Genomic DNA, 14,087 nt, shown 5'->3' on the forward strand with positions numbered 1-14,087 from the left:
TTATTCCTGGTCTTTAAAACTGCTACGTACTCGTGCCATTTTTTCGCGTTCACGTTTATTGAGCATGTTTTCGAGCATGCTTTGGATCTGTTGGATGTTTTGGCTAGGGGCAGCATTTATGTTGATCGTAATCGTGTCACCTTCAATGGTATAGTTGCCAGAGCTCACTGAACCAGAAGATAAGGGTGCTGGATTAATTTTTCCTAGTGCTGGAGCTACATTAATTTTTTGCAGTAACTCAGAATCAGGTTTGAAAATACTTACCACATCTGCAAACTTGGCTTTTAGATTTGGAAAGGCTTTTTCTATACCACCATGTAAACCAGACATGATATGCCCACCAAGCCCTGCCATGACTCGGGATGGGCTGTGAATGTCCATGGTTTTTTTCATAAAGTCAGGCATCCAACTGTTAATCGTTGCCCAAAGTGATTTGAGCTTTTCAAAACCTGCTTGAATCCCTTTCACTAAGCCATCAATGATCATGCTTCCAAAGCCAGAGAATTTGTCAGGCAATTCAATACCAAACCATGACAAGACTTTAGCGAAAGCAGCATAAAACAATCCAAATGGGGACCAGTTGATGATTAATGCACTCATGCCTGTGATTCCACCTGAAAATGCAGTTTTCACCTCTGTCATTCGTGAACTAAACCACTGGCCAATCGGTGCAAAAATGGTTGAAATATGCGTCCATAATCCACCAAAAAAGGCTTTGATTGGTTCCCAGTTGGCAATGATCATGCGTGGTATGCCAATAAAGGGCATTAAAAAGTTCAAAATCGGGTTATCTGCAAAGGTTTGATCAATACTTTGAAAAATACCTTTGATAAATGACACGCCAGCATTAAATGCAGTTTTGATACCATTCCATAAGTTGATAAAGAATGCCTTTATCGGTGTCCAGTTTTTATAAATAAGATAGGCTGCAACCGCTATGGCTGTGATTGCCAAGCCGATCGGATTCATGAGTAATGCACGACCTAAAAATAAAAATACTCGACCGACACCCATTAAGGCTGACTTTAAAATATTGAGTACGACTGGAGCTGCTGCAAACACACGTGAAAATAAACCTGCAGCTGTTGAAGTCGATGCAAGAATGAGCCTTAGACTTAACATCCCTAGAATCAATGGAGAAAAAATGGCTAATGCTCCACCAATGGCGACGAGGCTTACAGCAATAAATACCAGCCCTGCACCCAGTACTTTTGCTAGTGTTGGATTCTTTTCCATCCATCCAGTAAATATTGCTAAAGCTGATGTGGCTGATTCAATGGCTTTGGTATAAATCGGTAAAATGGTTTGACCAAAGCGTAAATAGGCATCATGCAGTTTGGCTTTGGCTTCCAGTTCCTTACCTGTCGTTGTGTCTTTACCTTGCGCATATAACTGGTCAATGTTATTTGCACCTTCATTTAGCTTGGCATTTTTATGAATTTGATCCCTTTGTTGATACATCTGTGCAAATAAGTTTGATGCTGTACGATTTGAGAAAATACTCCCGATCGCATCGACCACATCACCCTCTTTAGTGATGCCTTTAGCATTTAGTGCAGGTACAAGAACTTGTTCCATCCAAGCGAATTGATCTTTCTTGAAAAGATCTGCACCCTTTATTGCCCCAATGTCTAAATATGACAAATCACCTGTTTTGTTGTGTTTGACTTTAGACGGATCTCCAATCAAGCCAAATTTGTCCAAATTACCCATCGCACGTTGAGTTGTACGACCTTGATACAAGTTTTGGTACGCTGACATCATAGCCGTACCAACACGGAATCCACCCATTTCTTGTACCAGTGGTTCCATCTTGTAATAAAAAGCTTTGTTATCTATGCCTTTGGCAGCAATACCACCTGTTTTAATGACATTCAGCCATTCTTCACCCTGTACCCGTCCGCCAGTTGCGGTAATCACTTGTTGAATAATATTGGCTTGATCATTAAAGGCTTTTTCACTTTTTAAGCCCCCACGTAATTCAATGACTTTAAGCATGTCCATGAATTTTTTTTCATTTTCAGCCCCACCTTCACTACCAAACATGGCTTCATTGGCAAATTTCATTTTTGCCAATGTTGGTGCAACCATCTCCGCATGATGGACATCACCAAAAGCAGTAATCCCATCACGAACTAAAGTTAAGTTTTCTAAAGTTGAAGTCCCATAAGTTTTCATTGCTTTAGCATACAAAATGGCTTCTTCAGTCGCTTTTTTACCTAATCCGAGGGATGCAATGCGATGCTCCTCAACATCTGTACGTTTGGATTCTTCAATTGGTTTACGCATGGTATATAGCGCGCCTGCACCTGTCATCGCTGCACCCATGCCATAACCTGCAGCTGCTCTTAACCGCCCTGCATGACGTTCATAATTCTGTTGCATCTGTGTCATACGTTGTAAGCGTTGTTCTTGCTCACGCATAGACTGATTCGCTCGATTTAAATCATTTCGCAGACGTTGTTGATGCTCAGACAGCCGATTTGTAGATAAACCTGCATTGTTCATTTCTGTACGCATTCGCTGAAGTTCTATGCGATTGCGTTGGTACTCTTGTTTAAGTTTTTTAGCTTTTTGAACAGATTTTTCGAAGTCACGTGTTAAGTCTGCAGACGGATTGGTTTTCATCTGCTGTCGAAGGCTTTTAATATGGTTCTGTAAATCTTGTAAGGCTTTGCCTTGATCTTGAACGGCTTTTTTTTGTTTTTGGTAACCGTCTATTTTCTTTTGTTGTTCGTTGAGCTTTCGAATCTCGTCACGTGTTTTTTTTAACGCCTTGGTAGCAGCATTACTACTACCAAGGATTGCTCTAAGTGCAGGACTTAGTGTATTGTTCTTTGAGCCAAAAATGACTTCTAATCTTAATTGTTTCATTCGGCATCTGACCCATTTCGTTCAATGGCTTTTTGATGCCATTCCATCAATTCACTGAGTGACATACCTTCATAGGCTTGCGGTGACCAGTGAAACACCACCGCAATATTTGCCATGGCATCTTCTACTGTTGGAGTGCAATTTCTGCACGTACTGATTTCGGTTGCAAAAAAGTGATAATTGCACTACCCATTTGAATGATGTCGACTGGATCCACAAGTGTGTCGAGCTGTTGTTTCGTTAATGTTGGATTGGCTGTACACAAAGGCAATAAGGTACAAATGGAGTTGACATCACCATTTAAAATATCGGCAATACGGACTTTTCGAAGTGCGATAACCGATGGTTTACGGACTTCGACTGACTTAATTTCTTGTCCACCAATTTTAAAAGGTGAATCTAAATCTACGATTTCCACATCTTGCTGAATTGCTTGTAAGTTTTCGATTTGTTCTTGAGTTTGCATGGCAAATTCCATAAATATAAAAGTTGATGTAAAAAAACCTTCTGTAGCACTGGACTACAGAAGGGTAGGAAAACTAGATACCAATGTTTTGACGATGTTTTTCATACATATCGACACCATCGACTTTGAATACAGTGCCTGGAATATCGATTTCAATCACAGCTTTGCCATCGATTGATAATTTGTAATATGACCAGACCGTTTTCATCGAAAGTTCAGTGTCGTCACCGGGTTTTGAATTACCAAAGTCAATTTCTTCATGACGGCCACGCACGACCATTTCGAGTGCCGTAGTTTCTCCAGTGTCGTCACGCTGATAGGATCCAGCGAAACGTAGACCAATTGCTCCAACAGTTGCAGCACCGTATTGCCCGATCACCAATGGGTCGATACCACCCAATTTCCAAGCAAATTCGATCATGTCATCTGACATGCCTGCATCCCACTTGATACTACCGTCCATACCACCGCCACGCCAAGCCTCCAACTTACGTCCGAGTTTTGGCAAAGTGACTTCACCTGTTTGGCCAAGGTATGAATTACCTTCGTTGAACAGGTTCATCATTTTTAATTTTTTAGGTAAAGCCATGTCGTTTTATCCTTTTTATTCTTCTGTTAGGCAGTCATACGAGAAGCGAAATCAGCTAAATAACGGTCTGTGATACGCTGACGTAAAGTAAGATCTTCCAGTGGCGGTACTGGCGTGAAGTCATAATCAAGCAGTAAACGTCCTGATTTGAGCGACTCTTTAGAATTGACTGAAGGATCAAACCAACATTCACCATCAATGATGTAGCCACCATTTTTTAAATCACGGAATTTGGCATTGATGCCGTCGACAATATCTTTAGCCAATGATGGATGAAGATCTTTATCTACTGCCCACATGTGCCCTTCTGCCATGGTGTCGGCAAGAATTTGTGCTGTCCGGGTGTAGTTTTCAAAGGCGAAAAGCGGATCTGCTGAACATGTACGAGAACCCCAAAAACGGAAGCCATCTTTTTGGATCAGCGTGGTGATTTCATTGCTATTTAGATAGCCAGCATCGGTATCCATGGACTGCAATTGCCAAAAAATATCTTGAGAAATACCAGTTACACCGTTGACTGGAACGTTTGAAAGTGTTTTCTGCCAACCTGTTTCATTGTCAATTTTGGCGCGTAAACCTAAAGCACGAGCAGTGGCATCAAATGTTGTGGTTTGTGATGTCGCTGTGTCCCATCCTAAAAAGTCAGGATAAATAAGCATCGCTTCTCGCGCACCAATTGCTTCACGATATGCAGCTGCTTCTTCTTTTGTTTCACAACCAAAACAAGATAGGTAGTTGAATGCGCGAAGCTTTTCAGCAATTGAGTTTAAAGCCGTTGCCACAGGTGCAGTGTCTAGACCAGGAACACCCAAAATACGAGGGCGTACTTTCAGATTTTGTTCTGCTGCCAATAAGGCTTTCATACCTGTATAACGGCCATTATCAACACCACCGATAATTGCTGAGTTTTGTTCAGCTTCTGTGGTTTTTTGGTCTACACGTACAATGACAGTAACCGCATTGGTTTGGTCTGCGATGGCTTGTAAAGAACGTGCAAGCGTTCCCTTTTCACCTGCTTTGTCCAAAGCTGTTTTGATATCTGTCGCAAGGACTGGAGTATTGAGTGGTAAAGCTGCTGCATCTGCATCTTCTGCAGTTGCAACCAATCCGATCACAGCAGTTGAAACTGTACGGATTGGTCGGGTGCCTTCATTGAGTTCAAGGACTCGGACACCATGATGGTATGAATCTGTAGCCATATAAAAAGCCTGTGATCTGTTGTTATGTTTTCAGATCACAGGCTTACAAATTGGCTTTTATTTGACTATTTTGTGCTGTTGTAGTGGTGCGGTTTACAACTTGACATAAAAAACATGTAGTTTGAGTTTAACTTCAATTAACAGGTTTACATGGTTGCTATTAAACATATTCGCTGATGAGATAAACTATTTTGACTGAATATCCTGTATAGCATTCACATTAAATAGTTAAATTAAATGCATAATCGAGTGCATACCACTCTGCAGCAGATTTTACATAAAGCCAACCATCAGTATCGACATACCCCAATAATTTGGTCGAATATTCTTTATTCGCGATAAAATCCACATATATTGTCGCAATTTCGGATGGTGTATTCTGGTTTTTTGAAATAGTTGAAACAATTATGCCTACTTTTCTTTTTTCATCATCATCTACATAGCAAAAATAAGGCTGATTCGGATCGAGCGAGTTCGCACTTTGAATAATTAATCGACTTGATTTTCCAACGTAACATAATGCTTTATATGCTGTTGAAATGTTTAAAATATGTTGTACTTGCCTGTTAATCTGATTGAATCTTGAATCTACAAATTTAGAAAAAAATGCTTTGTTATTTAGAATACTATGTATTGGTTTTTGATCTGATAGCCCATATTCTTGCTGTGGCAATGCACAACAGTCAAAATCTAAAACAGAAATATCATCTCGTGTATAAAGCTCATAATTTTTTCTTTGTGCTACTGTCAAACTCGTCGCAGATTCAAGAAAATCAAAAGCAACAAATTTAACAATTGAATAGGACAAAGATATTCTATTTACCGTTACACTTGAATCTACTGCTTTTGCACGCCAATCTTGTCCACCGATTTGCATGCCATAGCTTCCAGAAAATGAGAATGCTTTTCCTCTATGCCCTTCACTATTGAATTTTCCTGAGACACCTTTACAGTCTATAAATTCGTAACAAATTGCACCAGATAAACCTTCTGTACCACACCCATCTGCACAACATTTTAGATCTGAATAAATAACTTTACTGAATAAGAAAGCTCGACCTTTCGTTGCTGTTGCATAAAGTTGTCCCCCACGGAGTGATGTTCCGACATCAAAAATATAGCCTAATGTTCCACCATGACACCAAAGCTGACCAAAATTTGTCATCCAGCAGTCATTAAAAATGAAATGTGTGTGATTATATTCTGCATAAATATCGTCTACATATCCCATTGCAGATCTGTGTCTGAGCCAGCCTAAACTGTTTACAACTTCATTTTTATGTTTTAAAGATATCCCCTTTACTTCCTCTGATATTAAATATGCTGCAGTGCCTTCAGGATTATCTGAACGAGGACTTGATACTAATACTGCATCTGCTGTTGAACTTGCTAAATAACCTGAACCGAGTGGATTCGCTGTTGTTTTAATGAGAATTGTTGCTTCACGACCTGCGCCGATGAGTTTTGGTGGGATAATGTGATTTGTTGAAGTAATAATCACAGCATTTGATGTGTAAAAAGTACCAACACCAATTGTCACTTTTTTTGCTTTACTTGTTGTAGTTGCTTGCGCTGCCGTTATTGCTGCATTAATTGCTGCATCATTAAATATATGAGTATCTGCTGGATATGCACCAAAAATTTCCGCAGGAACAGTTTCTTTTACATTAACAGCAATATAACAACCATTGCCTGCTGTTGTTTTTTTCTGCAAATATGCAGGTAATGCACTGAATGTTGTAGGGAAAACAAGGTCTGGGTCAATAATTGTTCCACCATTGTGTAAATTTTTAGCTGCGGTTTCACTATAACTATAACGAAGACCACCTGTATTTAAATCGGGCCACCATGATTTAGTTTGGATCATACGACCATTGATATGTTCAATTTGATTTAAATCCCTCAGAGATTCAACTTTTTCAATTTTTGTTTGATCTGCATGTGAAATAGCAGCCTGCTTTGCTTCTTCAACAGATTGAATAGTAGCCATGACAACAGAAGCATCAATCTTCAATTCAAAATTTGCAGTATTATCGATCTGTAAAACAATACGAATGGTCTTAATTTGTGCTGTGCCTTGATCTGCTGAAGGTTTGTAAGTCGGTGGATAGTTGGCATAAGCAACCATAACATCACCAGCCCAAAGTCCTACTTCACGAATATTAAAACCGCCAACTGCTGATGGAATCACCCCATCGGCTTCTAACCAATTTGGATTGTCTTTAGAAGGTGCAAGTCGGTTAAGTGGTGTGCGATAGACCTCATTGACCATTTTTTTAAATTCATCATTGGGCTCTGGAAGTACCCCCCCACCATCACCATAAGACATGTGGGTAATTCCCAGTTTTGTTCCACTTTGTATTGCCGTTCTAAGTAGATCTAAGCCTTGTTTTGTAAACAATGAATGATATTGTGAAGCCATAATTTTTATACTCTATTTGATTCGTCTATTTGGGATAAACAACAGTAATTTCGTGCTCATAAAAAGCAAAAATGGGGTAAATCAAAGATTGTGGGTCATCAATTTTGGGATAGATCGTGACGTCTTCACCGCAATACATAGCAGCACCAACATTGGTTTCACCATTGACATTGATGACATTAATTTCGATGCCTTTGAGTTCCCTTGTCAGTGGTTTTGCATCATGAATAAGTTCAACTAATGTTTTGTAGGTTCGTTCGGACAAAGATTTTCCGTTAGTTTCTACTGTGATTTGAAACGTGCCTGGTTCATTCATAGGAGTTTCATCAAACCACTCATGCACTTTCAGCGAATAGCCAAAACTTTCAACGATCTGACGGAGTGCGTAATTAGTGCCTTTGTGTTGATGCACTTTGATTGAATTTTTAATTTGGGCACGTTTGACTTCATCTGGCCAATCGTCTTGCCAACGGTCTACAGAAAACTGCCACGCTAAAATGGATAAAAAATCACTTGGTGCATCATCAATACGGATCAAACTCGACAGATCTGCATTGAGTTCGGTCATTTGTGCCGAGGTTTCTACAATTTTATTTTCAAAATCTGTCGCATTTGGAGGGAGTAAGTTCATGACTCATTCCTCACACTGAGTTTAATTTCAGTACAGAAAGCTGCCTGAAAGTTATTAATATGGACTTCTTCAATTGGGTTAACTAACTCAACACGCTCCACACCTGATACTTTTAAAGCAGAATAAATATCTGAAAAGAACACACCTTTACCAATGCGCTTGGGCGTTTTGGCATAGTTATTAATATTGGTAGTCGCAGCGGATAAAACTGAATCTGTTTCAGGAACGTTTTTAGTCACTAAAACAGCTTCTACTGTGTAATTCACAATTTCAGCGGACTGAACTTGAACACGATCACCTGTTGGACGTTTCTTTTCAGCAGAAACGGAATTCAAAACAATATTGTTTAACTCTGGCGTAGAAGCATTATTTGCTGTGTCATGTTGCAAAATGGTCAATAACGCATGTGCAGGTGATGGTGAACTACATTTAACATCCGCCACACGCCCATCTGCTGACAGCGTATGATATTCATAAGATGATTCAGGTCCTGCTGTACTTAAAGCATCTAATTTTTTCTGAATGCGATAACGGAAATTTTCATCGGTTTCATAAACTGCAGGTGCAGGTGGTGTGATTGAATTATCCGCAGGGGTAATAAGCAAACGTGAAACATCAAAATTTGCACCCCAAACGTCTAGATCTGCACCTTCTGCAAATGCCAACTGTGTTGCTAATGCTTTTTTATTGATATGCGTTCGTAATACCATTTCACGATAAGCATTTTCTTGTAGATATTTATGCAGAGGATCCGACTCACGCCCCAATAAAATCGTAATGGCTTCTTGTTCTTCTGGTGGATACAGCGAGATCAAAAATGCTTTACGTTCTGCCAATATCTGTTCGTAATCAATTTCATCGACAAAGTTTGGTTTAGGTAATTGGCTAAAATCCACACTCATGCGCCAGCCCCCATGTTTAATGGAATTCTAAGATTCATTTGTTGACCTGTGATTTGGGAAAAGCCTTCGATATCGAATACCAAACCATTTCCCTCAACACTCGACATATAAATTTGACTGATGCTGATTCGGTCTTCCCAACGTGAAATGGCGGTATAGATTGCGCTGTAACATTTCAAAGCCAAGACATCGTTAATCGGTTGATCGAGTAATTCAAAAATGAGTGAACCGTATTCGCGTCGCATAACACGAGATCCGATCGGCGTGGTGATAATGTCTTGCAATGATTGTTGGATAGACTGTTGTTCTGTCTGTAGACTGCGACCTGTATTTTTATCAATCATGGTACGGGTTCTCCCGAAGTATCCCCACCTGATTTGACACCTGATGTTTTATGTGACTTCAATGAGATAGAACCTGCTGTTACGTCAGCCTCGGTACTGAAATTGCCTGTTGAGTGGCTTGAACCTTGGACTAACTGACTACCTTGGACTGTGTTATTACCTGATGTGACTTGGCTTCCATTGAGAAAAAAATTGCCATTGTGGGTTGTCCCACCAGATACGGCATTGATGGTTAAGCCATCATTTGCATTGACTGTAACACCACCACTGGCATTGACTGTCACACCACCATTGGCAGTTAAAACCGCAGTCCCATTGCTCGGTAAAATCACTTCTAGGGCATGCGCTTTGGTGTCATAAGAGATCAAGCAACCATCAGAAAATAGGCGAATATTTTTATTTAAATCTTGGGACAGTATTGGATTATCAGAATTGTTTAAGCCACCAAGGACAATGCCAATTTCTAAAACTCCGCATGGACTTAAAACAACAACTTCTTCGCCAATAGATGGAGGATCAAAAGTTTTATCGTTGCCTGCGCGTAAATTGAGATAACGGATGGGTGCAGTGGTAATCTCGCCACAATCGACGGTCACTGTTAGATAATTTTTGGTCGGTTTTACTGTTTTGATTTTTCCTAAACGAATCAGGTTTTCAAAACGTCGAAATAGGTCTGCGCTCATGACTGCAATCGTGTTGCAGTCATTTTTTTAATGCACTTTATGGCAGTTGTAGTGGTGCGGTTTACAACTTACTTGCTAATGAAGTTAATGACTTCTTTTTCGATCATGTCCATTTCTTCTGCGGTAAATCCTAAAAGTTCACGACTGGCATATTGAACAGTTGGTCCGTCCTTTTCAACTTTGTCACGTAAACCATATTGGTGAACTCGGGCAATAAATGCCACACGACCTGCAAAACCAATTGCGATGCCTTGGGCTGTGCGCTCAAAGCGCATGTATTTGGCATTTTTAATCAGATTAAACATTTTATTTTTGATTTTATTTTTTTTGTCCCGGAGACGAAACTTTCTTGGAACATATGCCGAACCATCTGGATTTTGTTGTTTTGTGATTCGGCTTTTTTGTGATGCTCGTAACTTTCGACCAATCTGCATTTCTAATTTGCGTCGTTCTTGATCACTGAGTTGGTTCAGCATACTACCCAGATGTTCGGTAAGCGCTTCAAGCTCTGCCATTAGAAATATTGTTCCTCAGGTTCTGCTGACTGCCATTCAGCCAAAGTTTGTCCCGTTTTACTGTCGATCATTTTAAACAGTTGCGATGGTAATGCTTTTTCATACTGAGACTCGTCAGGGAATGAAACACTTAAAGTGCCATCATCATTGCGTTTGACAATGACTCGTTCTGTGAGTGGAAGTGTCAATGCAAGGTCTACGGTACCGTTGTTTAAGACAACAGTTTCAAACTTAAAGGCTTCTTTGCTTTTTTCCAAGTTCGATAATAATTCATGCTGATTGATACGTACCCAGTCCAGTAATGGAATCATGACTGCGTCTAAATCACCTGCATACTCAGTCAAAATCAAATTGAGATCATAGACATATTCAAATGAAAGCCCGTTAGCCAAAGTGCAACGGACATTGCCTTTTTCAGTAAAAATAAGCATACGTTCAGGATCACGCTGTAATTCTTTAACTGCGTTAAGCATGTGAGTGCGTAGGCTTTCCAATTTTTTCATGGCTGTTCCTGAATTTTTATGACCGCATCTACTTGTGCTGCACAAAGTGAACGTGCCAATTCGATTTGTTCTAGCGCAAAAACCAAGTCTTGATTGGTATTCAATACAAAAATGGGTTTAGTGCATGGGCTGAGTACTGGATAAAGATTTTGCACCTGGTGCTTTTTGGGTGCTGTTGAACATGCCACGAATAGCGTCAGGCACAGGCTGACTAGCCCAACTTTTACTGTTTTGATCATGGGTAAATATCTCGTTCAGCGTAACTTTGCGCTGTTCATAATTACTCTGAAGCTCTGTTTGTGCTTTTTGTAATTCTGCAATGGATCTGCTTTGCTCAAGTACTTGTGTACGGATTTTTTCAAGTGTTTGATCTTGGCTTTGCAGCTGCTGTTGTTTTTCTACAAGTTGTTGTTCTAACTGACCAATTTTTTGTTGAACATGGATGTAATGTTTGAAGACTAGAAACAATACGAAACATAAAAGCAAAGCCAGTATTGGCTTTGCGAATGGGCGAAGTACAGTTAAAGCAATCATGATGCTTTTTGCACTCCATAAATGGGTTCAAGATGCGCACGTTCAGCAAGGAATTTGGCTTCATAACCGAGTTTTTTATAATTAGGACCGTTGTATAAACGGAATACCGTGTCCCAATCTTCTTTTTGTAATGCAGACAACAAGCCATTTTTGGTTTCAATGAATCGGATGAAGGCTTCAAGCTGTAATGTTTCACTGGCCTGCATCTGCTCAACAAAATCAAATACCGATTTATAGCCAAGGTCTTGCCAGTTTTCACCCATGATTTGGAACTGCCCCCAAGAACAGGACATAAGTGCAGCTTCTTCATGTATATTTTTAGCAAGTGACAACCGGGTGTATTCCGCTTCATTGCCTTTGTAGCCACCAGTAGCAGTATTGACCAAGTTCGGATAGAGCTTCATCTGCTCATTGGCAAAGGCTTTGCCTTTAAATTTGACCAAATAGGCATACATTTTATGGCGTTCAAATAGAATCTTGGCTTTGCCATTTTTCAGAAAGCCAACACCCCGCGCTTCGGTTGCACCAAAGGCACGAATATTGAGTTCTGGAACATTGAGACGGACTGCAGCATTTTTATAGTCGGAACCTTTTAAAAACTTATCAGTACTACCACCCATCAACGCTGTACGGGTTTTATCACCCACTTTACCGTCATCGACTAAACCATATTTACGTTGAAACTGAATCACTGCATATTCAGTATTTGCACCAAAGTCGCCATCTGGAATAAGTACTTTTCCGTTTATTCCTTTATATCCCAGTGCAAGGAGTTGCTTTTGGATAATAACAACTGCATCGCCTCGAGCACCAAATTTAATTAAACTCATGATGCACTCCAGATCAGTTTGGCCACATTACCCTTTGTGCGCAAAATCAACACACAAAGCAGGATGGCAAAGATTGCGTCCCACAAGGTGACAGGATCTTTGAAAAATAAAATATGTACGCTTTGCCCGATAAATGAGCCAATCAGAATGGCAGCAAGAATCGAGTATCCTTGGCGGTGGCATAGGCCTTCAGAATTAAAGCAAATGATACGAAAACCGCAGATCATGTATGCAATAAGTGCTACAAATTGAAATAATTGTTCCATCATGATGATCCTCCACCACGAAAAATTTTATTGATGATGTCTGTTAAGTTGGACTGATCTACCCACACCATGACTTTCAAAATGATTGGAAGTGAGAAAATGGCTGCGACCATTCCAGCTGTTGCGTCATTACTAATAAATGAACGGGATGTAATTTCAGGTGTAAGCAAATAACCAATGCCCGTTGCTAAAAGCATAGTCAGCATACGTTGTAAGGGTTTTAAATCTTTTTTAGTCGTAGCAAATAGTGCTGCGCCAAAAACTGCCCCCAACAATGCATTGCCGTTGATAAAGGGTAAAAGTGAAGCTGCACTTAATGTGATTGCTGTTGCAGCTGCTGTTGTGGTTGGTTCTGGCATCTTGTTATTAGTCCCATAGGTTTATGGTTTGTTTTGTTTGTTGCGGTGTTTCAATTTCAGGCAATGTGACTTGTGTCCCCATTGGAATGAATGGACCAAATTCAGCAAGTTTGGGATTGGCAGTTAAAACCATTTCGACCACGCCTGAGCTACGACCGTACTCACGCCAACAGATCGCATCGACCGTGTCGTTCTGCAGAGCAGTGATAGTTTTAGCCATGAACTAATCCTTACAATCCAATACTTCTACAATTCGAATTTCACATTCATACGTCGTTGGATTAATCCCATTATTTTGAGTAAGAACACGTGCCTCAGGTTGAATTGCTTTAGATTGCAAATCCAAACCCAGTTCAATAGCAATTCTTTCAAGTGCAAGTCGTTCTAACTCTTTCTGAGAAAAACGATAGAAATGAACCCGTTGATGTGTTTCCTTTGATGAAATATTCATTTTCATATCAACTCCACTATGGTGTGGTTTTCACCGAGCAACTGTTGAACTGCCCATTGTCGATTGCGTCGATAATCATCAACCGTACATTCCGCTTGCTCTGCTTTTTTCGCACCTGAATTGGAACTGTCATAATTGCGATAGTTCTCATTGACCTTGGCTGCGACACCATTGGCAATTGCTGATAAATATAGAAAGTCGGTTGCAGGTTGGTCGTTGATCTGGGTTTCAGCAAGATCGGATAAAACAGTTGCTTTTTCTTTTAGAGATTTAAGTAGCCGATTTAAGTCGATGACTTCTTCGATGATGGTTTGTTTAAGTCGTTCGTTGGTGACAGCTCCGTCAATACGGACAATTTCTCGGATATGATCAAGACAAACACTCGGATAAAACGGGTCACTTTCGATGATGATTTGACTTGGTGTTGTATTGCCATTTGCGACGAATCCCATGCTGTCCCCTGCCGTTGGTTTTGTTGAATTTAGTGCATGGGTGGGAACAATTTTCTAAGCGTGTATT

General features: G+C 40.2%; 20 protein-coding genes. All 20 read right to left on the reverse strand.

What is annotated here, in order from left to right; translation table 11 throughout:
* A complete protein-coding gene (locus F938_RS17975; protein WP_005034059.1) occupies window positions 1-2,874 on the reverse strand; it encodes a phage tail tape measure protein in 2,874 nt (957 codons plus the stop codon).
* The gene (locus F938_RS23970; RefSeq protein ID WP_004723897.1) at window positions 2,871-2,990 is read right to left on the reverse strand and encodes a GpE family phage tail protein; all 120 of its coding nucleotides are present in this window, start codon (window positions 2,988-2,990) and stop codon (window positions 2,871-2,873) included. Before F938_RS23970 ends, F938_RS17975 begins: the two co-directional genes overlap by 4 nt.
* An 8-nt stretch (window positions 2,991-2,998) precedes the next feature.
* Window positions 2,999-3,340 (reverse strand): phage tail assembly protein, encoded by a 342-nt coding sequence (locus tag F938_RS17985; protein WP_005034061.1) that lies wholly within the window; start codon window positions 3,338-3,340, stop codon window positions 2,999-3,001.
* Window positions 3,341-3,413: 73 nt separating this feature from the next.
* On the reverse strand, window positions 3,414-3,929 hold the full coding sequence (locus F938_RS17990; RefSeq protein WP_005034063.1) for a phage major tail tube protein: 516 nt from the start codon (window positions 3,927-3,929) through the stop codon (window positions 3,414-3,416).
* Window positions 3,930-3,955: 26 nt separating this feature from the next.
* Complete coding sequence (locus tag F938_RS17995; protein ID WP_005034065.1) at window positions 3,956-5,128, reverse strand: phage tail sheath protein; 1,173 nt, start codon at window positions 5,126-5,128, stop codon at window positions 3,956-3,958.
* Window positions 5,129-5,348: 220 nt separating this feature from the next.
* Window positions 5,349-7,550, reverse strand: a complete 2,202-nt coding sequence (locus F938_RS18000) for a phage tail protein (RefSeq protein ID WP_005034067.1) — start codon at window positions 7,548-7,550, stop codon at window positions 5,349-5,351.
* A 25-nt stretch (window positions 7,551-7,575) separates the two neighbouring features.
* Entirely contained in the window at window positions 7,576-8,181 is a 606-nt protein-coding gene (locus tag F938_RS18005) for a phage tail protein I (protein WP_005034068.1), read from the reverse strand.
* Entirely contained in the window at window positions 8,178-9,083 is a 906-nt protein-coding gene (locus tag F938_RS18010) for a baseplate assembly protein (RefSeq protein WP_005034069.1), read from the reverse strand. Before F938_RS18010 ends, F938_RS18005 begins: the two co-directional genes overlap by 4 nt.
* Window positions 9,080-9,427, reverse strand: a complete 348-nt coding sequence (locus tag F938_RS18015; protein WP_005034070.1) for a GPW/gp25 family protein — start codon at window positions 9,425-9,427, stop codon at window positions 9,080-9,082. The genes F938_RS18010 and F938_RS18015 overlap by 4 nt, the downstream gene beginning before the upstream one ends.
* Window positions 9,424-10,110, reverse strand: a complete 687-nt coding sequence (locus F938_RS18020) for a phage baseplate assembly protein V (RefSeq protein WP_005034071.1) — start codon at window positions 10,108-10,110, stop codon at window positions 9,424-9,426. Before F938_RS18020 ends, F938_RS18015 begins: the two co-directional genes overlap by 4 nt.
* 68 nt (window positions 10,111-10,178) lie before the next feature.
* Window positions 10,179-10,625: a phage virion morphogenesis protein gene (locus tag F938_RS18025; protein WP_005034072.1), complete on the reverse strand. Its 447-nt coding sequence runs from the start codon at window positions 10,623-10,625 to the stop codon at window positions 10,179-10,181.
* Window positions 10,625-11,128: a phage tail protein gene (locus F938_RS18030; protein ID WP_005034074.1), complete on the reverse strand. Its 504-nt coding sequence runs from the start codon at window positions 11,126-11,128 to the stop codon at window positions 10,625-10,627. The genes F938_RS18025 and F938_RS18030 overlap by 1 nt, the downstream gene beginning before the upstream one ends.
* Window positions 11,125-11,316: an Rz1-like lysis system protein LysC gene (gene lysC / locus F938_RS25045; RefSeq protein ID WP_369441064.1), complete on the reverse strand. Its 192-nt coding sequence runs from the start codon at window positions 11,314-11,316 to the stop codon at window positions 11,125-11,127. Before lysC ends, F938_RS18030 begins: the two co-directional genes overlap by 4 nt.
* Entirely contained in the window at window positions 11,246-11,662 is a 417-nt protein-coding gene (locus tag F938_RS24800) for a hypothetical protein (protein WP_005034075.1), read from the reverse strand. The genes lysC and F938_RS24800 overlap by 71 nt, the downstream gene beginning before the upstream one ends.
* Complete coding sequence (locus F938_RS18040) at window positions 11,659-12,492, reverse strand: N-acetylmuramidase domain-containing protein (protein WP_005034077.1); 834 nt, start codon at window positions 12,490-12,492, stop codon at window positions 11,659-11,661. Before F938_RS18040 ends, F938_RS24800 begins: the two co-directional genes overlap by 4 nt.
* The gene (locus tag F938_RS18045; protein ID WP_005034080.1) at window positions 12,489-12,761 is read right to left on the reverse strand and encodes a phage holin family protein; all 273 of its coding nucleotides are present in this window, start codon (window positions 12,759-12,761) and stop codon (window positions 12,489-12,491) included. The genes F938_RS18040 and F938_RS18045 overlap by 4 nt, the downstream gene beginning before the upstream one ends.
* Window positions 12,758-13,117 carry a putative holin gene (locus tag F938_RS18050; protein ID WP_005034082.1) on the reverse strand — a complete coding sequence of 120 codons (360 nt, stop codon included), beginning with the start codon at window positions 13,115-13,117 and terminating at the stop codon, window positions 12,758-12,760. The genes F938_RS18045 and F938_RS18050 overlap by 4 nt, the downstream gene beginning before the upstream one ends.
* 7 nt (window positions 13,118-13,124) lie before the next feature.
* Complete coding sequence (locus F938_RS18055; RefSeq protein WP_004723928.1) at window positions 13,125-13,337, reverse strand: tail protein X; 213 nt, start codon at window positions 13,335-13,337, stop codon at window positions 13,125-13,127.
* A gap of 3 nt (window positions 13,338-13,340) precedes the next feature.
* Window positions 13,341-13,574, reverse strand: a complete 234-nt coding sequence (locus F938_RS18060) for a hypothetical protein (protein ID WP_005034084.1) — start codon at window positions 13,572-13,574, stop codon at window positions 13,341-13,343.
* Window positions 13,571-14,020: a head completion/stabilization protein gene (locus F938_RS18065; RefSeq protein ID WP_005034087.1), complete on the reverse strand. Its 450-nt coding sequence runs from the start codon at window positions 14,018-14,020 to the stop codon at window positions 13,571-13,573. The genes F938_RS18060 and F938_RS18065 overlap by 4 nt, the downstream gene beginning before the upstream one ends.
* Between the last annotated feature and the right edge of the window lie 67 nt (window positions 14,021-14,087).

The organism is Acinetobacter bereziniae LMG 1003 = CIP 70.12, assembly GCF_000368925.1.
Lineage (GTDB): Bacteria > Pseudomonadota > Gammaproteobacteria > Pseudomonadales > Moraxellaceae > Acinetobacter > Acinetobacter bereziniae.

What these genes read in the sequence shown, in the direction of transcription:
- F938_RS17975 (WP_005034059.1), bottom strand. Translation starts at nt 2,874, where the DNA reads ATGAAACAATTAAGATTAGAAGTCATTTTTGGCTCAAAGAACAATACA.
- F938_RS23970 (WP_004723897.1), bottom strand. Translation starts at nt 2,990, where the DNA reads ATGGCAAATATTGCGGTGGTGTTTCACTGGTCACCGCAAGCCTATGAA.
- F938_RS17985 (WP_005034061.1), bottom strand. Translation starts at nt 3,340, where the DNA reads ATGCAAACTCAAGAACAAATCGAAAACTTACAAGCAATTCAGCAAGAT.
- F938_RS17990 (WP_005034063.1), bottom strand. Translation starts at nt 3,929, where the DNA reads ATGGCTTTACCTAAAAAATTAAAAATGATGAACCTGTTCAACGAAGGT.
- F938_RS17995 (WP_005034065.1), bottom strand. Translation starts at nt 5,128, where the DNA reads ATGGCTACAGATTCATACCATCATGGTGTCCGAGTCCTTGAACTCAAT.
- F938_RS18000 (WP_005034067.1), bottom strand. Translation starts at nt 7,550, where the DNA reads ATGGCTTCACAATATCATTCATTGTTTACAAAACAAGGCTTAGATCTA.
- F938_RS18005 (WP_005034068.1), bottom strand. Translation starts at nt 8,181, where the DNA reads ATGAACTTACTCCCTCCAAATGCGACAGATTTTGAAAATAAAATTGTA.
- F938_RS18010 (WP_005034069.1), bottom strand. Translation starts at nt 9,083, where the DNA reads ATGAGTGTGGATTTTAGCCAATTACCTAAACCAAACTTTGTCGATGAA.
- F938_RS18015 (WP_005034070.1), bottom strand. Translation starts at nt 9,427, where the DNA reads ATGATTGATAAAAATACAGGTCGCAGTCTACAGACAGAACAACAGTCT.
- F938_RS18020 (WP_005034071.1), bottom strand. Translation starts at nt 10,110, where the DNA reads ATGAGCGCAGACCTATTTCGACGTTTTGAAAACCTGATTCGTTTAGGA.
- F938_RS18025 (WP_005034072.1), bottom strand. Translation starts at nt 10,625, where the DNA reads ATGGCAGAGCTTGAAGCGCTTACCGAACATCTGGGTAGTATGCTGAAC.
- F938_RS18030 (WP_005034074.1), bottom strand. Translation starts at nt 11,128, where the DNA reads ATGAAAAAATTGGAAAGCCTACGCACTCACATGCTTAACGCAGTTAAA.
- F938_RS24800 (WP_005034075.1), bottom strand. Translation starts at nt 11,662, where the DNA reads ATGATTGCTTTAACTGTACTTCGCCCATTCGCAAAGCCAATACTGGCT.
- F938_RS18040 (WP_005034077.1), bottom strand. Translation starts at nt 12,492, where the DNA reads ATGAGTTTAATTAAATTTGGTGCTCGAGGCGATGCAGTTGTTATTATC.
- F938_RS18045 (WP_005034080.1), bottom strand. Translation starts at nt 12,761, where the DNA reads ATGATGGAACAATTATTTCAATTTGTAGCACTTATTGCATACATGATC.
- F938_RS18050 (WP_005034082.1), bottom strand. Translation starts at nt 13,117, where the DNA reads ATGCCAGAACCAACCACAACAGCAGCTGCAACAGCAATCACATTAAGT.
- F938_RS18055 (WP_004723928.1), bottom strand. Translation starts at nt 13,337, where the DNA reads ATGGCTAAAACTATCACTGCTCTGCAGAACGACACGGTCGATGCGATC.
- F938_RS18060 (WP_005034084.1), bottom strand. Translation starts at nt 13,574, where the DNA reads ATGAAAATGAATATTTCATCAAAGGAAACACATCAACGGGTTCATTTC.
- F938_RS18065 (WP_005034087.1), bottom strand. Translation starts at nt 14,020, where the DNA reads ATGGGATTCGTCGCAAATGGCAATACAACACCAAGTCAAATCATCATC.